At 39.5% G+C, this 24,587-nt stretch carries 21 protein-coding genes; 4 read left to right on the forward strand and 17 right to left on the reverse strand.

The features are described from left to right. Nucleotides 1-32: 32 nt before the first annotated feature. The 5 genes from JJN12_RS09520 to JJN12_RS09540 form a co-directional block, all read right to left on the reverse strand. Nucleotides 33-212, reverse strand: a complete 180-nt coding sequence (locus JJN12_RS09520) for a type II toxin-antitoxin system YoeB family toxin (protein ID WP_208429457.1) — start codon at nt 210-212, stop codon at nt 33-35. Continuing rightward, the gene (locus JJN12_RS09525) at nt 212-466 is read right to left on the reverse strand and encodes a type II toxin-antitoxin system Phd/YefM family antitoxin (protein WP_208429458.1); all 255 of its coding nucleotides are present in this window, start codon (nt 464-466) and stop codon (nt 212-214) included. The genes JJN12_RS09520 and JJN12_RS09525 overlap by 1 nt, the downstream gene beginning before the upstream one ends. Nucleotides 467-681: 215 nt before the next feature. Next, entirely contained in the window at nt 682-1,569 is an 888-nt protein-coding gene (locus JJN12_RS09530) for a TlpA family protein disulfide reductase (protein WP_208429459.1), read from the reverse strand. 11 nt (nt 1,570-1,580) lie between these two features. Then, the gene (locus tag JJN12_RS09535) at nt 1,581-2,522 is read right to left on the reverse strand and encodes a 4Fe-4S binding protein (RefSeq protein ID WP_328706800.1); all 942 of its coding nucleotides are present in this window, start codon (nt 2,520-2,522) and stop codon (nt 1,581-1,583) included. Nucleotides 2,523-2,548: 26 nt separating this feature from the next. After that, nucleotides 2,549-2,713, reverse strand: coding sequence for a CD1871A family CXXC motif-containing protein (locus JJN12_RS09540; protein WP_208429460.1), 165 nt, complete (start codon nt 2,711-2,713; stop codon nt 2,549-2,551). Nucleotides 2,714-3,116: 403 nt separating this feature from the next. Here JJN12_RS09540 and JJN12_RS09545 point away from each other — a divergent pair, with 403 nt between their 5' ends. Further along, the gene (locus tag JJN12_RS09545) at nt 3,117-3,794 is read left to right on the forward strand and encodes a response regulator transcription factor (protein ID WP_208429461.1); all 678 of its coding nucleotides are present in this window, start codon (nt 3,117-3,119) and stop codon (nt 3,792-3,794) included. Further along, nucleotides 3,791-4,939, forward strand: a complete 1,149-nt coding sequence (locus JJN12_RS09550; RefSeq protein ID WP_208429462.1) for a sensor histidine kinase — start codon at nt 3,791-3,793, stop codon at nt 4,937-4,939. The genes JJN12_RS09545 and JJN12_RS09550 overlap by 4 nt, the downstream gene beginning before the upstream one ends. A 237-nt stretch (nt 4,940-5,176) precedes the next feature. Here the strand turns inward: JJN12_RS09550 and JJN12_RS09555 are convergent, their stop codons facing one another. The 4 genes from JJN12_RS09555 to JJN12_RS09570 all read right to left on the reverse strand — a co-directional run bounded on the left by JJN12_RS09555 (nt 5,177) and on the right by JJN12_RS09570 (nt 11,245). Beyond that, nucleotides 5,177-7,321 carry a methyl-accepting chemotaxis protein gene (locus tag JJN12_RS09555; RefSeq protein WP_208429463.1) on the reverse strand — a complete coding sequence of 715 codons (2,145 nt, stop codon included), beginning with the start codon at nt 7,319-7,321 and terminating at the stop codon, nt 5,177-5,179. 218 nt (nt 7,322-7,539) lie between these two features. Further along, nucleotides 7,540-8,409: a sugar ABC transporter permease gene (locus tag JJN12_RS09560; RefSeq protein ID WP_208429464.1), complete on the reverse strand. Its 870-nt coding sequence runs from the start codon at nt 8,407-8,409 to the stop codon at nt 7,540-7,542. Further along, nucleotides 8,409-9,755, reverse strand: a complete 1,347-nt coding sequence (locus tag JJN12_RS09565; RefSeq protein ID WP_208429465.1) for a carbohydrate ABC transporter permease — start codon at nt 9,753-9,755, stop codon at nt 8,409-8,411. The genes JJN12_RS09560 and JJN12_RS09565 overlap by 1 nt, the downstream gene beginning before the upstream one ends. Nucleotides 9,756-9,922: 167 nt before the next feature. Further along, a complete protein-coding gene (locus tag JJN12_RS09570; RefSeq protein WP_208429466.1) occupies nt 9,923-11,245 on the reverse strand; it encodes an extracellular solute-binding protein in 1,323 nt (440 codons plus the stop codon). Nucleotides 11,246-11,601: 356 nt separating this feature from the next. On the opposite strand from JJN12_RS09570, the gene JJN12_RS09575 reads away from it, so the two are divergent. Then, nucleotides 11,602-12,630, forward strand: a complete 1,029-nt coding sequence (locus JJN12_RS09575) for a LacI family DNA-binding transcriptional regulator (RefSeq protein WP_208429467.1) — start codon at nt 11,602-11,604, stop codon at nt 12,628-12,630. Nucleotides 12,631-12,700: 70 nt separating this feature from the next. Here JJN12_RS09575 and tig read toward each other — a convergent pair whose 3' ends face one another. The 5 genes from tig to JJN12_RS14230 all read right to left on the reverse strand — a co-directional run bounded on the left by tig (nt 12,701) and on the right by JJN12_RS14230 (nt 17,581). Next, on the reverse strand, nt 12,701-13,870 hold the full coding sequence (tig, locus tag JJN12_RS09580; protein ID WP_208429468.1) for a trigger factor: 1,170 nt from the start codon (nt 13,868-13,870) through the stop codon (nt 12,701-12,703). A gap of 183 nt (nt 13,871-14,053) precedes the next feature. Continuing rightward, nucleotides 14,054-15,712, reverse strand: coding sequence for an extracellular solute-binding protein (locus JJN12_RS09585; RefSeq protein WP_208429469.1), 1,659 nt, complete (start codon nt 15,710-15,712; stop codon nt 14,054-14,056). Nucleotides 15,713-15,755: 43 nt separating this feature from the next. Beyond that, complete coding sequence (locus tag JJN12_RS09590; protein WP_208429470.1) at nt 15,756-16,661, reverse strand: carbohydrate ABC transporter permease; 906 nt, start codon at nt 16,659-16,661, stop codon at nt 15,756-15,758. Nucleotides 16,662-16,672: 11 nt separating this feature from the next. Continuing rightward, nucleotides 16,673-17,089: an ABC transporter permease subunit gene (locus JJN12_RS14225; RefSeq protein ID WP_328706819.1), complete on the reverse strand. Its 417-nt coding sequence runs from the start codon at nt 17,087-17,089 to the stop codon at nt 16,673-16,675. A gap of 9 nt (nt 17,090-17,098) precedes the next feature. Further along, nucleotides 17,099-17,581: a hypothetical protein gene (locus JJN12_RS14230; RefSeq protein WP_236013759.1), complete on the reverse strand. Its 483-nt coding sequence runs from the start codon at nt 17,579-17,581 to the stop codon at nt 17,099-17,101. A gap of 305 nt (nt 17,582-17,886) precedes the next feature. Here JJN12_RS14230 and JJN12_RS09600 point away from each other — a divergent pair, with 305 nt between their 5' ends. Continuing rightward, on the forward strand, nt 17,887-19,992 hold the full coding sequence (locus JJN12_RS09600; protein WP_208429471.1) for a helix-turn-helix transcriptional regulator: 2,106 nt from the start codon (nt 17,887-17,889) through the stop codon (nt 19,990-19,992). A gap of 65 nt (nt 19,993-20,057) precedes the next feature. Here JJN12_RS09600 and JJN12_RS09605 read toward each other — a convergent pair whose 3' ends face one another. The 3 genes from JJN12_RS09605 to JJN12_RS09615 form a co-directional block, all read right to left on the reverse strand. Next, a complete protein-coding gene (locus JJN12_RS09605) occupies nt 20,058-22,646 on the reverse strand; it encodes a heavy metal translocating P-type ATPase (protein ID WP_208429472.1) in 2,589 nt (862 codons plus the stop codon). Between the two features lie 313 nt (nt 22,647-22,959). Next, the gene (locus JJN12_RS09610) at nt 22,960-24,276 is read right to left on the reverse strand and encodes a glucose-6-phosphate isomerase (RefSeq protein ID WP_208429473.1); all 1,317 of its coding nucleotides are present in this window, start codon (nt 24,274-24,276) and stop codon (nt 22,960-22,962) included. A gap of 37 nt (nt 24,277-24,313) precedes the next feature. After that, nucleotides 24,314-24,553, reverse strand: coding sequence for a polya polymerase (locus tag JJN12_RS09615; RefSeq protein WP_208429474.1), 240 nt, complete (start codon nt 24,551-24,553; stop codon nt 24,314-24,316). Between the last annotated feature and the right edge of the window lie 34 nt (nt 24,554-24,587).

Below are 24,587 nucleotides of genomic sequence, written 5' to 3' on the forward strand. Positions count from 1 at the left end.
CTTGAGGTATTTTTTTATGTCAATCTCTTGACCTATTTATAGTATACAGGAAGCTTTCTATACTTAAGAGTTTCAGGCTTACCTATTCCCTGTAAAACTCCTTCCCTATCAATGCTCTTAATTAAGTCATTAATTCGTTTTACTACCTTTTTATCATCTTTCTGCCATTCCAAATAATGTTCCCAAGCAGTTGGTGTGAATACAATATTCATTATTCAAGTTCTCCCAAGTCTTCTATGGACTTCATAATAAATTTCCCTGCTTCTGCTTCTGCCATGGACTTATCTAGCATGGTAAGATATTCTGCATTTCTTTTAGCTTTCATTATATTATTATATTCTGACTCTGACATCATTACTACATTCTGGTTCTTTGGTCTGGATACAATCAATGTCTCCCCATCAAAAACCTTATCGCAAAAAGATTTGAAGTTATCCCTTACATCCATACTCTTTACTGCCAACATTTTTAACACCTCATTTCGTTATAAAAATCGTATTGTTTTTCGTACAGTAATTATACTCTAGTATTATTATCTTGTCAAAATATTTATTATACTTTTTTAATTGAAAATAGATTTTCAAAAAAATCTATTTTCAATTAAAACTGGGGCAAGGCTTCCACTCAACTCAGAAACCCTGCCCCAACTATTATGCTAGTCTATATTATCTTATTTCTTCTTTACTTCTTCCTTAACTCCTCAATCTTCTTCTCAATCTCAGCAATCTTAGTAAGTCCCTCTTTGATTACCTTACTCTCTTCCTCAGTAAAGTCAGCCTTTGCAGCCTCGAACTGCTCTGTTAGGAACTCTACATATGGCTTATCTGCATTTTTCTCAGCTTCATCCTTCTTTATCTTAGAGAATAACTTATTCCAAACATCTGCATTTTCAGCAAAAACCTTGTTCTCTTCCTCGTAAAGTGATGCAGCAGGGTCTACAGGAGCATTCTTGTCATCAGATGTAACCTTTGCTGTAACTCCGTTTCCTGCCTTTATCTCCTCTATTACCTTAAGTATCTCTGCCTGTTTCTTCTCGTCCTCGATTGCGCCTACGATAGGGTCGCCGATTATATTTCCCTGCTTGTCAACTATAACAGTCGTTGGGAAGGTAAATATGGTCCTCACATACTCGTGGTCATTAGGAAGAATTAGATTCCTATAGGTTACTCCCTGCTTAGAAAGGATGTCCTTCGCCTCTGCAAGCCCTTTTTCATCACTTGCTGTACCTGCATTGATACCTACAAGCTCAGCCCCCTGTTCTTTTAGCTTCTTGCTAAATTTTTCAAGTGCAGGCATCTCATTTACACAGGCAGAGCAACCATTAAACCAGAAGTTGACAAGGGTCGCCTCGTTCTTGCTAAATAAACTCTCATCTACATCATTTCCGTCAAAGTCCTTACCCTTAAAGGCAGGGAACTTTTGTGCTGTGACCTTGCTTCCGGCTTCTACCTTACTGCCCGACTCTGTCTTCGTGCCAGATGATGCATCCTTGTTGCCACAGGCTGTAATTGATGCTGCAAGCATAGCAGCCACTAAAAATACAGGAATAATTGTCTTTTTTGTCTTCATTTTTCTTCTCCTTAGTTCACACTTTTTGTTGTTTTATTTTTATTAAGCTCACGCGCTCTTTCGAGAATCTTCATCTTCTCAGGTCCCCAATTCACGCTGATAGCCTTGGTAGGACAGACTTTCACACATTCACCGCAACGGATGCATTCCATATGGGCATCGTTTTTGGTTATATCCACATCCATCTTACAGGTTCTTGCACATTTTCCACAGGATACACACTTGTTAAAGTCTACATTGTAGTGGAGGAGTGACACCTTATTAAACAGAGCATAAAAGGCTCCAAGAGGGCATATCCACTTACAAAACGGACGGTACACAAGCACACTTAGCACAATCACAAGGATGAGGATGCTAAGCTTCCAAAGGAAGAGCTTGCCAAGTGTTGCTCTGATGGCAGGACTTGCTATCGACAGGGGAATGCCTCCTTCAAGTATACCCTGAGGACAGATGTATTTACAAAAGTACGGTGAAGATATCCCCGCTGCATTATTTAAGAATGTAGGAAGTATGATGACTGCTACCAGCAAAATGATGTATTTAAGGTAAGTCAGTGCCTTTAGCTTCTTGGTGCTAAACTTCTTAGACGGTATCTTGTGAAGCAAATCCTGAAACAGTCCAAATGGACAGAGGAATCCACAGATAAATCTACCAAGCATAACACCGAAAAATATCATAATTCCCGTAATATAGTAGGTAAGGCTAAAGTCCCTCGAGCCTACCACCGCCTGAAATGAGCCGATAGGACAGGATCCTGTTGCTCCCGGACAGGAGTAGCAGTTAAGTCCCGGCACACAGGCTATTTTCCCTTTACCCTGATACAAGGTTCCCTTAAAAAAGTTAGGAAGATGAATATTAGTTAATAGAGTTGCTATTATCTGTACCATTGTCCTGCTTTTAAGGAAATCTTTAACCCGGCCCTTATTTTTATTGTTAGTTAACTTCTTTTCCACCTTAGCTCCATCCTTTCTTACTATAATTAGCCTATACCCACGCACTCAAGACATAGGTTGATTGCTTTGGTAAGTACAGTTTGAGCCTCTCCGCGGTATGCCCCAAATGCTATAAACGCAATCGAAACTACAAGTAAAGCCACCTGAGCCACTAACTTCTTTTTGTTAGTCTTAAATGTGAAATTCCCCATTTTATAAACCTCTTTTCTATTTTTTATTTATACAATGATACAAGTGTCAAAAGAATAAAAATTCGATGCAAGCGTGCTTGCAAGAGAATTTATTATCTTTTGGTACCCACATCATACAGTATCAAAACCATAAAAGCCCGGTTGCACCTGCGTTAGAATTTTTTATTTCTGACACCATATCACCTGTACGGTACCAAGGAGAACACTTAGATTGCAAAAGGGGGAGAGCAAATTCGATTAGTCTCTTCAGTGCCGGTGCTACAAATGACGAACTTAAGTATAACACAGTCTGTATAAAATTTGTGTTAAGAAAAAAAGATTTTAACTTTTCTTCTTAATAGAAATTTTATTTCCCTTATGATATGATAAACAAAACTAAACTAATTGTAAAGGAAGTGACAACGTGAGACTGTTGGTTGTTGAAGATGAAAAGGCTCTGTGCGAGTCCATTGCAAAGGGACTTAGGCTTGATGGCTATGAGGTAGATACGGCTTTTGACGGAGAGGAAGCGGTGGAGGTAATCTCTACCGATAGCTATGACCTTATTATCCTTGACTTAAATCTGCCGGGGATGGACGGCTTAGACATACTGAAAAATATGCGTGAAAATGATAATGAGACAAATGTCCTCATCCTCTCTGCAAGAGGCGGACTGAACGATAAAATAGAGGGACTTGACAGTGGGGCAAATGATTATCTATGTAAGCCTTTTCACTTTGAAGAGCTTGAGGCAAGGGTTAGGAGCCTCACTAGAAGAAGGACTGTTCAAAACAATATAGTCCTTGAATGTGGGGAAATATCCTTAAATACCAAGACACGCACTGCCTTTGCAAAAGGAGAAGAGATTGCACTTACAAGGAAGGAACTTGCAATCCTGGAATACCTCATCCTCCACCAGGGGCGCCCTGTAAGTCAGGAGGAGCTTATAGAGCATGTATGGGACGGTAGCGTGGATAGCTTTAGCAACTCAATCAGGGTTCACATAAGTGCACTTAGAAAGAAGATAAGAACTGCCCTAGGTAAAGACCCTATTACCAATAGAGTAGGCCAAGGCTATGTGATAGGAGGGAATGGAGAATGAAAAAGCATCTTTCTCTTAGGTGGAAGCTCACCCTTATGACAGCCTTTATGGTAGTTACCGCCTGCCTTGCAATCTGCTTTTTTATAAGCCGTTCTGCCATACTTTATATGGATGAGATTGGCAATTCAGCTATAGCCATACTCCCAAATACCGATATCCCTACAACTAATTCTGATGAGATTAAGGTAGTACTTAACCCTAAGTCTGTAGTTGCAGATACAGTTAAAAACACGCAGATTGAATTCTGGATAAAAAGTCTTGCAATTACACTAATTATAACCCTTACGGTGAGCTTTCTTATGTATCTCATAGTGGGCTATGCACTTTATCCTTTGAGGGAGCTTACCCTGCAGATAGAGGACATTCAGGCAAAGAACCTTAAAAAACCCATACTATCAAAAAGTAATTCTACAGAGATAGAAAGACTTACCCTTGCCTTTAACAGACTTCTCCTTAGACTTGAGGAGACCTTTGCCACACAAAGGCAGTTCTCAGCCAATGCCGCTCACGAGCTTAGAACTCCTCTTGCGGTGATGAGTACAAAGTTTGAGGTCTTTGAAAAAAATAAAAATCCGGATGAAGCAGACTATAAAGAAGCCATAGGTATGGCAAGAAGCCAGACCGACCGTCTCTCACACGTAATTGACATCCTACTTGAAATGACTGAGCTGCAGTCAGCTCCCAAGAGTGATAGTATCTCTCTTTCTGAGATAACTGAAGAGGTCATCTGCGACCTGGTGGCTGTGGCTGAAAAAAAGAATATAAGCCTTGTTCAAGACGATGGAGAGGCAAGGCTTACTGGCAGCGATACCCTTGTGTACAGGGCTATATATAATCTGATCGAAAATGCAATTAAGTACAACAAAAATGACGGTAAGGTGTCTATAGCCATTACTGAGGACGAGGACTTTGCAAAGGTGATTATCACAGACACCGGAAGCGGTATAGCAAAAGAAGACTGGGATAAAATATTTGAGCCGTTTTTCAGAGTTGATAAATCCCGAAGCCGTTCTATGGGCGGAGCAGGACTGGGACTTGCCCTCGTAAAGGAAATCGCAGTAAGGCATGGCGGTGATGTAAAGGTTGTAGAGAGTTCTGATAGAGGAAGCAGTATAGAGCTTTCACTAAGTAAAAATAATAATTAGTCGGTAAACAGCCTATGCAAAATAAATTCTCCCACTATTAGCAGTCATGCGATAAAACTCACCAAAAGTCCACCCACCAAAGTAGATTATACTGCTGTCAAAAATTATATTAGCTCTCAAGTAGATAATATTTAAGGGGATGTCACATTTATGATAATACCTTGCACCAATTTTTGCTTATGATTAAGCTAACTGATGCACTTTTATCGGATGTGACATCCCCTCTATTATTAGCCTCTAGAACGTAAATCTAGCTACTTCATCCTGAAGCTCAGTTGCTATATGTGCAAGATTTTCACTTGCAGCAGATATATCTCCTATAGACTGAACCTGAGTATCCACTGATGCAGATGCTTCTTCTGATGTAGCTGCATTCTCCTCAGCAATTGCTGAGAGGTTTTCAACCATCTTTGTTACGTTCTGGTTCTCAGTCTCAATGGTCTTTGAAGATGAATTTATCTCTGCCACGATGTTCTTACTATTCTCAACCGCCTTTGATATTTCCTCAAACTTCTCGCTTGTTTCTGCCACTTTTTCACTTTGCTTTGCAACCATTTCGCTTGACTGCTCCATCATGGTTACTGCTGATTCGGCCTTAGTCTTAAGCTCGTCAATTACGGCTCTTATCTCTGCAGTAAAGCCTGCACTCTGTTCTGCAAGTTTTCTGATTTCATCAGCAACAACCGCAAAGCCCTTTCCTGCCTCGCCTGCTCTTGCTGCCTCAATAGCCGCATTAAGTGCAAGAAGGTTGGTCTGGTCTGAGATAGACTGAATCATCTCAGATGCATTTGATATCTTCACTGTTGCCTCACTTGTCTCAACTATAACAGCACTAACATTATCTGATATCTTACGGTTTTCATCTGTAAGTTCAACAAGGTCTTTAAGTGTTTCATTTCCATCATTTTTGCATTTATCAATAGTATTAGTTGCCTCATCAAGCTCGCCCAGTGTATCCATCATTCCACTAAGAAGCCTGTTGGCAGTCTCTACTGAGGCAGCTGCTGCCTGTGTATCTTCTGCCTGGCTGCTTGCTCCGTCAGCTATATTGGTAACTGCAGTAGCTACCTCTCCTGCTGCATCTGATGTAGACTGTGCCGTAGCTGTGAGCTCTTCGGCAGTAGCAGCGGTATTTTGTGCATGCGAATTAATATTTGATACTATACTGATAAGATTCTGGTTGAGCTTCCTAAGACTTAATATCAGCCCTGCTATCTCATTACCACTCTTGTCATACTTAGCATTTTCTGCTCTTTCTGCATCCAGATTGAGGTTGTAGTCAGCAAGTTTAGATAGTGCACTGCTTACAACCTTAAGTGGCAGCGATACCATCTTTCTTAAAAGGAGCATGATAACAAATGCAATCACTATAATAAGCACTATGTTGATAATCACACTAAATACAGCTGTCCTGACTGCCTCCGCTGTCATTTTACTCATGCTTATAACAGATTCAAATACCCAGTATTCTGAAGTTCCTTCTACAGCTACCGGTACATATATAATCAAAGAATTTTTCCCTGTGGTTACAGAAACTTTCTCGAGTTCGGATTCCTCATTCTGCTGTGCCTTTTCAATCCTTGACTTAACCTCAGGATCATCAGTTATATCTTTAAGTATGAAGCTTTCATCCATTGAATGTGCGGTCACAAGTCCCTCATCAGATACAAGAACAGTAAAATTGTCCTCACTATTGTTAGGGTCTTCTGCAAGCTCCTTAGACAGTTCGGTAACATAGATGTCTGCTGTAACTGCTCCGATTAGCTTCCCGTCCTCGGTTATAGGTATTCCGTAGGTAGTTACTATATTATCTCCATCCTTAAAAGGCTGTGTAATAAGTGCTTTACCTGTCTTCATTATCTCGGTGTACCAGCTTGAATCCCTGTAGCCCTTTATTTTACTTTCCTTAAAGCTTCCACCAGCATCCCTGCTAAAATAAGACTGCATAAGTCCTTCTTCATTGTCAGATGTCTTATTCTGCTCATCTTTACCGTCGAATCCATTTGGTTCAAAGAACACCCCAAGTCCACCTATATCCGCATTACTTGCGATGGTTTCTTCAACCATATCAGATATGATCTTTCTTTTTCTTTCTTCCTTGGTTGTGTTCTTCATCAAGGCATCTACTGCATCTTCGATAGTTTTAGCAGTGTAGTAAACAGAGTTAAACCGCTGCTCAAGCTGCTTCCCTAACTTCCTTGTTCGTTCATATTGAAGTTCCTTGTTTGAACTTATGGCGGAATTATAGCTTCTTGTAGCATCAACAGCTGTCTTTGCTCCCAGTGTGATGATAAGTAAAATCGAAATGATTATGCTTATCGTCATACCTACACTCTTTACCCTGGTATTTCCATCTTTAGCTACGTTGTTCTTCATCTTCATGACTTTCCCTCCATGCTTGTTGTCGTTTTGGTGACCATAATTAATATCGGATATTTCGTAAAAATAAATAATAGCATTAATTTATTTTTATAAAAAATTACAAAAAAGCCACAACTCATCATCTTATGATAAGTCATGGCTTTTGTAATTCTGCCTAAATATCACGAAAGGCAGAATCAATCTTAGTCGTTAAATGAAAAACATTTCACTTTTTTACATTAGCCCTTTACGGCTCCACCCATTCCATTTACATAGAACTTCTGTAAGTAAATGAAGAGGACAGCTATAGGAATGGAGATGCACACTGCTCCTGCTGCAAATCTTGTATACCAGTCAATGATATACTCCTTGCTAAGCATCTGCCACAGTCCGATAGAAACTGTAAAATAATCAGCTTCTGCCCTACAGATAACCTTTGCGGCAATAAAGTCTACCCAAGGTGATATGAAGGCTGTAAGTACTGTAAATACAATAACAGGCTTTGATAGAGGAATAGTTACCTTGGTGAATACCTCCCATTTGGTAGCACCGTCTATCATGGCAGCCTCGTCAAGTGCCTTAGGCACTGTATCAAAGAAGCCCTTTGCTATGTAGAAGCCCAGTCCGGAACTGGCTGAGTATATGAGTACAAGAGCAACCCTAATCATAGGTCCCTGTGAAAGACCAAGTGACTTGATGATATAGTACACAGCCACAATAGCCATAATTCCCGGAAAGAGCCCGAGTATCATAGCCATGTTCATAAATGGCTTTCTTGCCTTAAATCGAAGTCTTGAAAGACAGTAGCTTACGCAAAGCACAAATACTGTCGATACAAGGCAGGAAAAAACTGCAATTATAAAGGTGTTCATAAACATCTTAGGGAAGTTCAGTATGGCTGTATCAGTGAAAAGCTTTGTGTAGTTCTCAAAGCTTAGCTTATCAGGAAATATACCCGAACTGCCCTTAGGTGTAAGACTCTTAAGTACAACCCAAACTACAGGAAGTACCCATATTGCAGCAAGCACAGCCAAAAATATATGTACAAATACATTGGTCATTACCTGACGAGCCCTATATGAAGATGACATTTTTACTTTATTATCCATTATTTGAACGCCTCCTCATTCTTATAAGATCCACTCCTGTGGTAGGTTATGAGTGCCACTATGGAAAGTATAATGAAGGTAATAATACCTATAACTGCACCTGTATTAAAGTACTGCTTATCAACCGTAAGCTTATACAGCCAGGTGATAAGAAGGTCTGTCTTACCGGCAGTGTCGCCGACATCTACAGGAGCACCTCCTGAGAGCAGGTAGATAACGTTGAAGTTATTGATATTACCTGTAAACTGTGTGATAAGATAAGGTGTTGTTACAAAGAGCATGTAAGGAAGGGTTATCTTCCAGAATATGGTCACCGTATTGGCACCGTCCACCCTTGCAGCCTCATAAAGCTCCTCAGGAATATTCTGCAGGATTCCTGTTACCTGTAAAAGCGTATATGGAATACCTACCCAAAGGTTGATTACGATAACTGTGATTCTTGCCCAGGTTGCATTCTCAAAGAAAGGAAGGTACTTACCCTCACCAAGTATGCCAAGTGCCCTAAGTAAAAGATTAACGTCACCCTTTGGCTGAAGCATGGTTCTCATTATCATAAGAGAAACAAACTGTGGCACTGCTATAGATAATATAAAGCAGAACCTCCAGAACCCCTTGAATCTAGTACCTTTTCTGTTTATGATGAGACCTAAAATCATACCCAGTATATAGTTAAGTGTGGTAGCAAACACCGCCCACACGACTGTCCAAATTAAAACTCCCCAGAACGACTTACCTACTTCACTTCCGAGTGTAAGCACATCCTTAAAGTTGTCAAGCCCTACCCAGTTAAAGAGTACCAGATGGTCTCCCTTCACCGAATAGCTTGTAAATGCCATGCTTATCATGTAAATAAGAGGCATGATGGTAAATAACACAATTCCGATAAACGGAGGTGTCATAAGCAGCTTGTGTAAGTCCTTATCAAAAAGATTCTTTACATCTTCTACAAAGCTTAGTGGCTTCTTTCCTGCCTTCTTTCTAAGCTCAGCTTCATAAGAACTCTTCACCGCAGATACTACAACAACTATGAAAAACAGGGTAATAACTATAACAAATATACCATAAAGAAGCATAAGTACAGTATTGTCGCCGGCAGTATATTCATATATCTGCTTCTTTTCGTTCCATACTTCCTCCTGAGGATTGCCGCCAAGAGTAATAAATCTTCCAAGATCATAGATACCGGTATTAATCAGATAGTAAATATAGGCAGCTTCCAGTCCCAAGAACATAAGCCCCTTTATTATCTGCCCGCGTACCAGATTGCCAAGTCCCAGTATAACAAGGGAGAGCTTGGTGAAAATATCGCCTTTCGCTAGTGCCTTAAAGAATTTCACATCTTCCATGTTTTATCCCCACACATCTGTTATTTTCGTGTAAATGGTTTCCCGCTTCCTCATAAACTTATTTTTATTATAAATGCGTGCCCTTACTCTGAACACGCATCTATAATAATATCCGGCTACAGACCGCAGATACTGTCTGCAGTCTGTAACCTTTATATCACATCTTATTATTTTGTATTAAATGCAGTGTTTAAAGCTTCTGTCTTTTCTGCTGCGTTTTTCTCTGTTACATCACCTGAGAGGATAGCCTTACCCATATTCTCAGCATTTGACCAGTAGTTAGACATACCGGCTACGAATGGCTGCATGATAGAAGTATTGGCAATTGTATTACCCTGTGCTGTTGCAAGAGCATCAGAAGCGATTTCAGGATCCTCAAGAAGAGACTTATCTGTAGGAATAGTATTTCTTGTCTTGTAGTGCTCTTTCTGAGCCTCTGGGCTTCCAAGGAAAGAAGCAAGTGCAACTGCTACCTGTGGATACTTTGTATTAGGGTTTACACCGATTGCCTTAGATCCTGCAAAGCTCTTAAGCTGTACTTCTTTGCCGTCAATCTTAGCTGTAGGAAGCTGAACTATACCAACGTTTTCAGCACCAAGGGCATCAGCTACGTTGTTATAATCCCAAGTACCACTAAATACTGCATTTACGCTTCCGTTCTTAAGTCCCTTAATACCTGAACCATCAGCATCGTTAGAGAAATTCTTGTTCTTTACAAGATTTACAAGATACTTTGTAGCTGCTACTGCCTTTTCACCACTGTAATCAATACCTGCAGAAGCATCGTTGTTGCCGCCAAAGAGTGTACAACCGTTACCTGCATAGAAAGCTACATTGTACCAGCTATTGCTAAGTGGGAAAGATACCTTACCCTTCTCAAGCATCTTATCAAGGCTCTTTACATCATCCTCAGAGAAGACTCTCTTGTCGTAGTACATAAACCAGGTATTTGATGTAAAAGGTACAGCGTATACACCACCCTCATAAGTAACTGTATTTACAATAAGATCTGTATTCTGTGACTTAACAGCATCAAGTGCGGTTCCGCCAAGCTTTGAGATAGCCTTTGCTGCAACAAGGTCACCGATGTTATCATTGGCAAGCATATATACATCTGCTGCTGCGCTAGGATCCTGTGTTACCTGAGTCTTTGCCTCACCCTCAGGGCAAACACCATACTTAAATGTAAGCTTCCAGTTAGGATGAGCTGCTGCGAACTTATCGCACATGGTGCCAAGCCAGTTTCCGCTCTCCTTAGCCTGATCTTCCTGTGGGCTCCATACTGTTATTGTAGCCTCTACTGCCTCTTCATCTGTAGAAGCTGCACTTCCTGACTTTGCTGCAGAAGTTGTTGAAGCAGTTGAAGTAGCTGCGCTTCCTGATTTAGCCGCACTGCTTGTCTTTGTGTCAGATGACTTTCCACAGCCTACAAGAGAAGCTGCCATCACCGCTGCAAGCATAAGTGACAAGAATTTTTTTGACTTTCTCATTTGAATTATCCTCCTTTGATGTTAGAATATATTCCGTATTATGATATTCCTGCTGTTTTCCTGCCGCCACAGAAAAATAAGGACTCACCAATTAACGAAATATATTCGTAAAGTTTCGAAACTTTACGAAACCTTATTTTCGTCTTATGTTATCATTATCTCGGCTGATTGTCAATATTTTTTTGTGCATTTAGCACATGTAATCTATTTTAAACTTTTAATGCCTCTTAATTGTCATATCATTTCTGCATTTTGTTTAATTATTTTACACTTTTTTCTTAATTACTATTGCAAATTAAACAAAATAATATTATACTAATTTCGTAAATTTTCGTAAGCACTGAGGAAGGTTTTATATGGTTACTATCAAGGATATAGCTAAAGAGCTTGGAGTTTCACAGGGAACAGTCTCAAAGGGCCTTAACAACGCTCCGGATGTAAGTGAGACTTTAAAGCAAAAGATTGTAAATACAGCCATTGCAATGGGGTACAAGAGCATCAAGCTAAAGCACGCGGGAAGTGGCAAAAAGCTATGTATATTTATGGAAAATATGGATTATGAGTCTTCGGGGCAGTTTGGATATGATATAGTGTCAGGCTTTAGACAGGAGGCGGTAAAGGAAGGCTTTGATGTCGCTCTTCTCCCAATTACTCCTGCTTTTCAGTCTAATGAGCCTTATGATTCGTTTATGTTTAGAAACGGCTTTACAGGTTCTTTTTGTGTGGGCTTTGCCCTGGAGGATCCTTGGCTAAAAGAGTTTAAGACTACTACTATTCCGACAGTACTTTTTGACAACTATGTATCTAAGAATCCCAACACCTGCTATGTAGGCACTGACAGCGCAGAAATAATGGAACTCATAGTTTCACATCTTTATCGTCTGGGACATAGAAAAATAGCCTTCTTAAACGGCTCTAAGAATTCTCTTATTACCGAACAGAGAATGGAAGGCTTTTATAACAGTATGAATAAGAGAAAACTTACAGTAGATGATGACTTAGCCATATACGCCTACTTTGTTGCAAGGGTAGCGGAGGACCATATAGACAGTTTTTTAAACAAAGGTGCGACAGCCATCATCTGTGGCAATGATGTGATTGCATCAGGTGTATATACAGAGCTTATGGGAAGGGGGCTGTCCGTTCCCGGTGATATAAGTGTAGTAGGCATAGACGATATCCCGCTTGCTTCCCTCCTTTCTCCTCCTCTTACCACGGTACGCCAGGAGCGTGAACTGCTTGGAAGGTCCGGGTTTTTCGCTCTTAATTCAATCCTAACACATAATATGGCAATAAGCCGCAACCTTCTTAGACCTGAGCTCATTCAAAGAGAATCTACTTCTTATGCCAAAGAAGGGGTACATTTGGCAGTAATTGAGGGATAAGTAATTTAAAAATAGAGGCTGTAACACTTACAAAACATGAGTGCTACAGCCTCTATTTATTTAACCTTTATTATTTGGTCTTTGTTTCGGTCTTTGCTGCTACTTCTTTTCCATTCTTTACTATATAAGCTCCTACCTTATCAAGAAGAATCAAATCCATAAGATTGCCCTTACCTACCTGGCTCTCATAAGCAGCAATATCTATGCTGCCCTTTGCGCCACTGTTCTCATAGTATGTATTGAGTGCAGTCTTATATTCATCATCAGTTACCTCAAGCTTCTCTGCTTCTGCTATTGCTCTAACAACTACAAGCTGTTTTGCACTGTTTGTTGCCTGAGCCTTTACTTCTTTATCAAACTCTTCCTCAGTGAGCTTAAACTGGTTCTTAACGATGTCCTCTAACTTGAGTCCATACTGAGCAGCTAAGTTGTTCCAGTAGTTCATAATCTGTGTATAGTATCTGTCCTCTGCTTCCTTAGGCACTGATTTTACTGCACTTTCTGTAACTACCTTTTCTATAACTTCTCTCTGAATGCTCTCTTTGGCAGCATCTTTCTTGCTCTCTTCAAGCTTCTTTCTTACATCTTCTTCGTAGTCTGCACTTGTTGCAAACTCTGTGTTTTCCTTAACCAGTTCATCCGTTAACTTCTTAGGAGCTTTTCCTACAATGTAGTTAATCTTAACTGTAAATACTACCTTCGCACCCTTTAATTCCTCACTATGATAGTCCTTTGGGAAGGTAAGGTTAAGGTCAACGGTCTCACCCGGCTTCTTGCCTATGAGTCCATCTTCAAAGCCCGGAATGAAGCTCCCTGAGCCGATATTAAGGTCAGTTCCCTTTGCAGTTCCTCCGTCAAAGGCTACTCCGTCTTTCTTACCCTCATAGTCTATGTTGACAGTATCGCCTTTTTTAATCTCTCTATCGGTAATCTTCTCAGGATAGTTCTTAAGGAACTCCTTTACCTTTTCCTCTACCTCTGCATCGGTTACAACTGTATCTACCTTGGTGTACTCAACTCCCTTGTAGTTAGCGAGTTTCTCTATGTAATCCGAAGGATTGAACTCTATCACAGCGCCGTTATCTACAGCTGAGCCTGTAGCAGCCGAACCACTGCTAACCGCTGAACCGGATGCTGAGCCTGTGCTTCCACTCTTACTACTGCCCGAATTGCCTCCACAAGCAGTTAACGCTATTGCTACCGCACTGATAGCAGTCATTAAATATACTCTTTTTTTCATTACTGATTTTCCCTTTCTTCTACTTCAAAACATATTATTGTGTTACATCCATATTCCTGTAACGTATCTGCAATTCTATCATGTTTTTTGGTAAAATGAAAGTGTAGTTTTGTGAATAGTTTGTGATTAGTGGATTAAAAAAGTGTGTGCAGGCACACTTTTTCCTACACACACTTTTATATTTTACTTAAGCTTACTATTGTAGATTTCTAATGCAGCATTGATATCGCCCATGTTATTAAGCTCTTCTATATACTTATTCCACTCGTCAAATGAACGTTCGCCCTTAATGAATTTAACCTTCTGCTCTTGTGCATAAGTCTCTACAGGTGTCATTATATTGGCGTATTCGCTTGACTCATCTGAGGAAATTGAAGGATTAGGCGCTCCATCAGTTGGTGATATGTTGGATGCATTCATTACCTTGGTTGCAAATGCCACCAGCTTTTCATCCACTATTTTATTATCCCAGTATATAGGTGATGGATTGGTAATCTCAATTCTCCATAAATCCATATCCTGTGGCTGAGGGAAGATACCTGAACGCATATTTCCTGAAACAGGCATACCAAGTTCAGCAAACTTTTCTTTATCAATTATAAGATGTTTTTTGCCATCTTTTACTTCATATGTCTTTCCTTCGATACCCCAGTTAAGGAGGTCTATAATATCCTGATCATACTGTATATCAAGGAATTTGACCATTTCTTCTGCGACAGGTGACTGCGCATTTACTACTGTTGCATATCTTGAATTGAATTCATATTCATTGACAAATTCTCTTTCAAACTGCCATGCTTTGTCCTTATATTTATCTGAGGTAGGAATAGGAACTCCAACCCATTCATCAGCAGGACGCTCTGTTGCCCATGTTCCAGGGTAGCCTTCCCAAGAAGAGAGGAAGATGCATGCTGAGCCGGACTCTAAATCTGCATTCCCCATATCTGTGGTATATGTAAAATAGTCAGGAGATATCAGGCCTTCAGTATATATTTTATTGAGATACTGAAGGGCAAGCTTATAATCATCTGAAAGTGGTCCGTACTGGAATTTTGTGCCGTCAAAATATCTTTTTGCATTAGTATGATATGCATCAAATACAACATCTTCCGGCTTCTGCCACTCTTCAAGCTGTACTATAGGGTACTTTGATACTCCTGCTTCCTTAATAGCCTTAGCTGTCTTATAAACTTCATCTAAAGTAGTAGGAATAGGAAGATTAAGCTTCTTCAACACACTGTTTTTAACAGCCATCAAAGTTGAGCCTGCGCAATGTGCTGAACCGGTATGTGTTATACTGAGGTTATACGCACCATAAAGTGCTCCTTCCGGAGTGAAGAGATTTTTCTTGCTATTAGGGTCTTTGTCTAAAAAGCTCTTATAATTAGGCATTTTGTCTAAGTGCTCTGCCAGATTCAAGTACAATCCCTTAGAACCATATTCATCTATCATCTGCTTTGTGCTTCCCTTAGAGCTAAAGCAGGTAAGAATATCAGGTAAATCTCCACCGGCATTTATTACCTGTAATTTTTCTGTATAGTCTCCAGAATGAATATACTCAAAGGTAATATCAAGCGGACGTCCCATCTTGCTCTCACACATCTCAAGCCATTTTTTCTGAATCTCTGTGCCCTCTGGTGATTTGTCGCCAAAGTAAATGGTAGTTACCTTAAACTTTAACGCTTCCTTAGAGTCCCCCGTATTGGTTGAAGCTGCACTGGTGCTCTTCCCGGAAGTAGCTTGAGCACTTCCGCTTTTTCCCTTGTCTGCTCCACAACCTGAAAGCAGCATTGCCGCACACATTCCGAGTGCTACGATTTTTGATAGATTCTTTCTTTTCATGAAAATTCCTCCTGTTTATTATATTGTACACTCTCACCCCGGCTTAACCTTTTACACCACCAACCATAATGCCCGCAGCAAAGTATTTCTGTATAAAAGGATATATACACATTATTGGGAGCATTATGACTACTATGGTAGCCATTTGTAGATTTTGAGGAGTAATTGTGCTATTTCTGAACATCTGCATTATGGATGGATCCATGCTATTAAAGGCAGTACTGTTAAAAAGTATCTTTCTAAGTATCATCTGAACAGGATAATAATCCTGTGTATTAAGGTAAATGAGTGCTGAATACCAGTCATTCCACTTGCCTACTATCGTAAAAAGCGCTATGGCTGCAATAATAGGTTTAGAAAGCGGCATTATTATCTTCATAAGGATAAGGAATTCTCCTGCACCGTCTATTCTTGCAGATTCACGCATACTAGGGTTTATTCCTGCAAAAAATGTCCTAAATAATATAAGATTATATGCTGTTACTACAAACGGTATGACCATTACTGCAGGGTTGTCTATAAGGTGCAGCCCCTTCATAAGAAGGTAGGTAGGTATGGCTCCACCGCTAAAAAACATAGTAATTGTTATAAAGATAGTAATTCCCTTCCTTAAAGGAAAACTCTTAATTGTAAGCGGATATGCAGTAAATGCCGTTAACACTATTACAAGTATTGTATGTAATCCTGCATATATAACTGTGTTTAAGTAGGTTCTTACTATCAAACTGTCCTGAAGCACCTTTTTATATCCCTCAATTGTGAATCCTCTAGGCCATAGGAAGAGTCCACCTTTTTGTATTTCTGAGCCTATTGATACAGATACACATACTACGTGTATGATAGGTGCGAGCATTACCAAAGAAATGATTAGCATTATTAAGACATTGGTAAAATTAAATACTCTGTCGCCAAGACTTAACTTAATTTTTCTTTTATTAGCTCCTTTCATTCCTGCACCTCCTACCACAAACTATTTTCGCTAATTTTCTTACTAAAGAAATTAGCCGTAATTAGCAATACAAAAGATATAATCGATGTCAAAAGTCCAATCGCTGTCGTATACTCGAACTTTCCGCCTAAGATTCCTTCTCTGTATACATAAGTCCCTATAATATCAGCTGTTTCATAGGTAGACTCATTGTACAAAAGCAGAACTTTTGTAAAGTCAGACGAGATAATTTTTCCACTCTCAAGTATTAACATAATAGTTGTAGTTGGTATGATAGCAGGCCATGACACATATTTGATTCTCTGCCACCTGTTTGCACCATCCAAAGTAGCTGCCTCATGCAGCTGAGGGTCTACTGTTGATAAGGCTGCAAGGTATACAATTGCTCCCCAACCTAAGCCCTGCCATATATTACTTGCAATAAAAATCGTCCTAAACTATCTTGGGTCAGTCATAAACGATATTTCTTTAGCGCCAAAGAATCCTCTTATGGTATTGATAACACCATCTACTCCACAGAAGTTAATCACAAGTCCTACTATAACGACAGTTGAAATAAAGTATGGAAGATAAGAGATTGACTGAACAACCTTCTTAAACTTACTATTGGTAAGCTGATCCATAAGCAATGCAAAAATTATTGGTGCAGGAAAACTCCACAACAGTGTATATACTCCTAATAAGAGTGTGTTTTTAATCAGACGAAATAAGTAAGGATTTGCAAAAAACTGTTTGAAGTATTTTAACCCTACCCAGTGATTTGCACCGAAAAGCCCTCCCACCGGGTTGTAGTCCTGGAAAGCTATCAGTATTCCATACATAGGTAGATATGAAAAAATGAACACTGCAACAAGACCCGGAATTGACATAAGAATCAGTTCTTTATGGTCTAAGCATCTCCTTAAAAAGCTTTTCTTCATCGAAACTCCTCCTGTTCTTTTTATTAATCTTATATTTGAATTTGTTTTAATACATATCTTTTGTTAATATTTTAACCAATCTTCTTTTCTCGCTTTTATTGATTTGACTATATCGCACAATTTTACTCAAATCAATCGTTATTTTTTAGTTATTATTTCATTTCTTAGTATTAATATTAATTTTTGAAACCTATATTAAAAAACGATAACTCATATTTCATCTATTTCACTTTTATATGCACATAAATTATGATAATATTTAAGAACAAGCTAATATTTAGTTGGTTACAAATGGGGGATTTAAAATGCGAACAAGAAAAAGTATCCTTAGTGGGGTAATTTATCTCAATTTATCTATAGCAGTAATTATTGCTATTTTGTTTTTTGTATCAAGTGCTGTGTACAGTCACCAGCTAAGTAAAGAGAGATATCATCTTGCAAGTACAAAGCTTGCCAGGTTGAACAGCGACTTTCAGCTGGAAATGAACCGTCTGGATGCGCTATTTTCACTTTGCATACGTGACTCATCACTTGTATATACACTCACCGATAAGCTTGGCAAGGATTTTTTTGAGAAAAACGCTGAAAACGCTGCATCCAAGCTTTCTCTCCTGAGACAATCCCTTCCGTATGCCAAGACAGTCTTCTTATACACAAAATCATCAAAACGTGTTGTACAGGATAACGGGCACTTATACACTGAAAATGACTTTGTACATATAGTTCTAAACAAGAATGACAATAATAAGCTATCTACAATCAAAGACTTGCCAGATGGACTGTATCATTACAGCAATTTTTATGCATTATATGTAAAAAATCTATATAAGCATGGATATATCGCCGCTTCGATATATCTGCCTGAGTTTGCAAACATCCATAAGTCCATTGATAGTGATTTCTTAGGATATGTAGTAGATGAAGATGGAAAAAGCCTAATCTCCAATCCCAGACTATTTCTCTCAGACAAAGATATTAAGCTTGCCCTTGAAAATGATTTTATTAATTGTAATAACACAAAGTATTACTCAATTGCCTCTAAAATGAGTATTTTCCCATATATAGGCCTTGTTCTTGTAAATAACGACGAGCTTATGTCGCCTTTATACTACATGTATACAGTTATGGGAATAACCTTCGTCATACTACTAGCAAGTTCATTGTTACTTGTTTTTCTAAACTATAAGCTTTATCTTCCTCTTAAGAAGTTTACTTCTCAGTTTGGTAGTTCCGGAGATAATGAAGTAGCGATACTGGAGAATCAGATTCATGAGCTTTTATACGAAATTAACTGTCTTAGCTCAGACACAAATAACTCTGGAATGATTAATGAGAGAATAGCATTATACTATTTATTAAGTACAACTTCCGAGCCTGACGAGAAAACTCTCGCTACTTTAGAGGAAAAATACCCATATTATATGGTTATTGTCTTGGTTATTCAAAATAATTCAGGGAATGAGGACATATCTTTCGTGTCTGCGCTAGAGAAAAAACTAGTCGATAGATTTGAACTAAAGTTCATTAATGTAAATAAATATACATATTCTTTGATTGCAAAGCCTGAAGATAAAGAAGAAATACTTAAAGAAATTGAAGCACAGACAGCTGATTCAAATAATGACATTCAGGTGTTTGCAGGTATTCGTGAGTACTGTACTGCTATAAGCGGGCTTAATGCTGAGTATAAGCTTGCAGAAAACTCGTTGCTTGCTTCTCCTGTCATAAATGGTAAGCAGTTTACTTATAGTACAGACAATAATTTACCAAAAAAGAAATCACGCCTTCCGGTAGATATACACAATCTTTTATTTGAGTATGCCAGAAATAATGCTCCTGAAATGATATTAAAGGAACTTGAGCTTATATTTTATCCTGAAGCGCCTATAAGCATATCAGATTTTAGACATTATTATGTTGAAATACAATCAATATTTGAAAAAGCCTGCCTTGCAAAAAAACTTGAGCTGCCAACGTTCACAGATGGCCATGATGCATATAATACAAACTTTATGTATCAAAATCTATCAGACCTTTCTTACAAGCTTTTTTCAAAGGCTGATAAAGAGCAATACGACATTAAAAGCCGTATGGAAGAGTATATTAATGGACATTTAAGCGAACCACTTACATTAAGCAGTGTAGCTGAAGCATTTTCCATAACTCCGGTATATCTTTCCAGCTGGTTTAAGAAAAACATGGGAACAAACTTTTCATCTTATGTTTCTACTGTAAAGATGGACTATGCCATAACGCTTCTATGCAGGCAGAATCCTCCTAAAATACAGGATATAGCTTCTTCTGTAGGCATAGACAGTACTGCAACATTTATAAGGCAGTTCAAGAAACATACAAGAACTACCCCTTCCCAGTATCAAAAAAGCTGGGCATCTTCAGATAACAAAAGATAATTGCATTACTAAAGACCGGTGACAGAATCTTCTGCTACCGGTCTTTAGTCTGTCATCAAGAACTTTTAATGTATCCCCTTCACCTCGTAACCAGCCTTTACAACTGCTTCTTTCAGCACATCATCACTTACTTCCTTCAAAAGGCTCACCTTTGCGTTCTTGTTTTCAAGGCTTACTTCTGCCTTTACACCGTCTATGGCATTAAGAGCTTCTGTTACATGCTTTACGCAGTGAGCGCAAGACATCCCTTCAATATCAATTGTTTTCTCCATAACAATATCCTCCTTTGTGTAACTGTTATCCTTTGTTTCATCTGTCTGAGCCTTCTTTTCATTTTGCTTAGGCTGACTCTGTGTAATCTGCGTTCTTGCCTTAACCTTCTTGTACTTAGGTGTGAAAAACCTTAGTCTGAGCGAATTGGATAGTACAAATACCGATGAAAAGCTCATCGCAAGTGCACCAATCATTGGGTTAAGCCTCAGCCCAAAGGCAGCAAAGAATACTCCTGCCGCCACAGGTATACAAAGAGCATTGTAAAATAATGCCCAGAACAGATTCTCTTTAATCTTCTTTACTACCTCGTTACTTAGCAAGATTGCATAAGGCACATCTCTTAGATCGCTATGCATAAGTATGATGTCAGCTGTATCCACCGCTACATCTGCACCGGTGCCAATGGCTACTCCCACATCTGCACCTGCAAGGGCAGGGGCATCATTTATTCCATCACCAACCATCATGACAGTCTTGCCCTTCTCCTTAAGCCTTCTTATCTCTGCTTCTTTGCCGATAGGCTTAACCTCTGCAACCACTCTGTTTACTCCGGTTTCACGTCCTATAGCAAGGGCTGTGCGCTCATTGTCTCCTGTAAGCATAACCACATCTATGCCTATTTGGTTAAGCTCCCTTACAGCCTCCTTACTTCCTTCCTTTATAACGTCGGCTACAGCTATGATGCCGATTAGCTCCTTTTTATCCTTTCCTCTTGCAAAGTAGAGAACCGTCTTTCCAAGGTTATGAAGCTCATCTGCCTTAGCCTTAAATCTGTTATCAGTTATGCCAAGCTCCTGCATATAGGCTGCATTTCCTGCATATAAGGCAAGTCCTTCTACCTCTCCTGCTATTCCTCTGCCCTCTATGGTTTCAAGGGTTTCAGCTCTTTTTATCTCGATGTTTTTAGCTTTAGCGTACTCTGTAACCGCATTAGCAAGCGGATGAGAACTGGCACTCTCAAGGGTAGCCGCAAGCGAAATAAACTCAGTCTCATCAATGTCATTTACAAAAATATCAGTTACCTTAGGCCTTCCTTCAGTAATTGTACCTGTCTTGTCAAGAACTACAGTGTCTATCTTATGTGCTACCTCTAGGCTTACCACATTTCTTATAATAATGCCCTTCTCAGCTCCTTTTCCTGTACCAGCCATAATAGCCGCAGGAGTGGCAAGTCCCAGTGCGCAAGGGCAGGAGATGACAAGGACTGCAACCGCCATATTAAGCGCAAAGGAGAAGTCTCCCCTTACAAATAGCCATATGATGAAGGTAAGAAAAGAAATACAAAGCACCACAGGCACAAACACTCCGCTGATTTTGTCTGCAAGTCTTGATATAGGAGCTTTTGAGCCTGCAGCCTCCTCTACAAGGGAAATAATCTTGTAAAGCGCAGTATCTTCACCTACATTGGTGGCCCTAAAACTGAAATAACCAGAACGGCTGATGGTTCCTCCAGTCACCCTGTCATCTGTATTTTTCTCTACAGGAATACTCTCTCCTGTCACCATGGCTTCATCCACAGCACCACTGCCGTTTACTATGACACCATCCACAGGTACAGTCTCTCCAGCCTTTACTACTACTATATCTCCTGCCACAACCTCGGAGACCAACACCTCACTCTCCACGCCGTCTCTTAAGATAACTGCCTTGTCGGGAATCAGATTTACAAGCTTGCTTATAGCTTCTGTAGTCTTCTTCTTACTCCTTGCTTCAAGGTATTTACCTAGGGTAATGAGAGTAAGTATGGTACCCGCTGTATCAAAGTAGAGATTCATCCCAAAAGGCATGGATGACTTCACATCTCCTATGGAGATAAAGTAGGCAATCATATACAGAGAATAAATGCTGTATAAAAATGATGTACCTGAGCCTATCGCAATTAGGGTATCCATATTGGGATTTCTCTTAAAGAGATGCTTAAATCCGCTTATAAAGAACTTTCTTCCGGTGAAAATAATCGGAATAACAAGCAGGAGTTCAGTAAGCGCAAGGAGAAGCTTCCCTCCGTCTCCCATAAATGCCTTTGGAAATGGTACATTAAACATACCTCCCATACCAAAATACATAAGTGGGACCATGAAGATAAATGAAACTATCGCCCTTAGCTTAAGCTCTTTTGCATAGTCATCAGCAGTATCTGTCTGCTTTTTACTACTCTCAGACTTGATGTCCTTTTTTACACTCGCTCCATAGCCTGCATCTTCTACTGCCTTTATGACCATTTCATCCGTAAGTCCGTCTGAAAGCTCTAGTGTCATCTTATTTTGCATAAGGTTGACATTTACATCCTTTGCACCTTCCAGCTTCTCTACAGCCCTTGTGACGGCTGCAGAGCAAGAAGCGCAGGACATACCTGTTATATTGTAGGTTTCTTTTTTCATTATGCCTTCTTTCTGTGATAGCAACTTTTTTCTACATAATTCACTCATTTATCACAAAATTACATTGTGTTCAATGGATTTTAAAAATTCTACCCCTCCTTAACCAAAATGTCAAGGAGGGGTAGTCTAATAATTATTATTTACGATACAAGTGTCAAAAGTATAAAAATTCGATTGGGGCTTACTTGCAAGAGAATTTATTATCTTTTGACATGCAAAAAATATGAGTAAGTAGCCATTTTTTTGTAAAAAATGAGCGGATTACGAATATTTTTGCATGCAATCTCACACAGTTCTAATATATTGGTACTATTTACTTAGCGCCAGGCTTGCCAAGGAGTCTAAACATATTTGCCTTGTAGAATTCTACACCCGGCTGGTCAAAAGGATTGATGCCAAGCATATAGCCACTTACTCCCACCGCAAATTCAAAGAAGTAGAAAAGCTCACCAAGGTGGTACTCTGTCTGCTCAGGTATTTCGATGAGAAGTGTAGGCACATTTCCATCCACATGAGCCGCAATAGTACCCTTCATAGCGCACTTATTTACATAGTCCATAGTCTTGCCTGAGAGGTAGTTAAGACCGTCTATATCATTCTCAGCACTCTTAAGTGTAAAATCTCTTCTAGGCTTTTCCACAACAAGAACAGTCTCATACATAAGCCTTGAACCGTCCTGAATGAACTGTCCCATTGAATGAAGGTCTGTAGTAAGGTCTACTGAAGCAGGGAAGATACCCTTCTGGTCCTTGCCCTCGCTCTCTCCGTAGAGCTGTTTCCACCACTCTGATATGAAGTGCAGGCTTGGCTCATAGTTTGCAAGGATTTCAACACTCTTTCCCTTTCTGTAAAGGATGTTTCTTATAGCCGCATAACGAAGTGCAGGATTCTCACTAAAGTCATTGTTTAAGCAGATTTCCCTAAGGTGGGCAGCACCCTCCATAAGCTTGTCTATATCAGCACCGCTGGCTGCAATAGGGAGAAGTCCCACAGCAGTAAGTACTGAGAAACGTCCGCCTACATCATCAGGGATGACGAAGCACTCATAGCCCTCTTCGTCAGAAAGAGTCTTAAGAGCACCACGTGCCTTGTCTGTGGTTGAATATATTCTCTTAGCTGCTCCTTCTTTTCCGTATTTCTTCTCTGTAAGCTCTCTAAATACTCTAAAAGCAACTGCAGCCTCAGTAGTTGTTCCTGATTTTGATATTACATTTACAGAGAAATCCTTATCTCCTATAAGGTCAATGAGTTCCTCAATGTAAGCACCGCTCATGCTATTACCTACATAATAAATCTGTGGAGCCTTACGCTTCTCCTTTGGTAAGTCATTGTAGAAGCTATGCTTTACGAAGTCAATGGCTGCTCTTGCTCCAAGGTAAGAACCGCCTATACCGATTACAAAAAGGATGTCAGAGTCATTTCTAATCTTCTCAGCTGCCTTTTTGATTCTTGCAAACTCTTCCTTATCATAGTTGACAGGGAGATCTATCCAGCCAAGGAAATCCTTTCCGTCACCGGTTTTCTCCTTAAGTCTCTTTGCTGCATCCAAAACTGCAGGCTTAATGCTCTCCACCTCGTGGTCGCCTATGAATTTCTGAGCATTTTTGTAACAAAAATATAATGTATCCACTGCAAAACCCTCCTTGTTTTATTGCATTTTTAACTACTTAGCCATTATCATTCATCATAAATTCAATTAGTTTCTTTGTATCCTCAGGCTCGTATGCAACTATTTCCATTTCAGGTATTGTTCCTGATGAGAAAATATTAGCTAAGGATACATACTGAGAAAGCTTTGACTTAAGGTTCAATCTGTCTCCCTCATTTGTTACAAGCTCTATCTTGCCGCTGCACTTGTCCACCAGCTGAAAGAACTTCTCGATGTTGTTGATATTTGTAATCTTCATGTTCTTCCTCCCAAAAATTTGATTATATTTAAAT

The organism is Catonella massiliensis, from assembly GCF_016651435.1.
In the GTDB taxonomy this organism is placed as follows: domain Bacteria; phylum Bacillota; class Clostridia; order Lachnospirales; family Lachnospiraceae; genus Catonella; species Catonella massiliensis.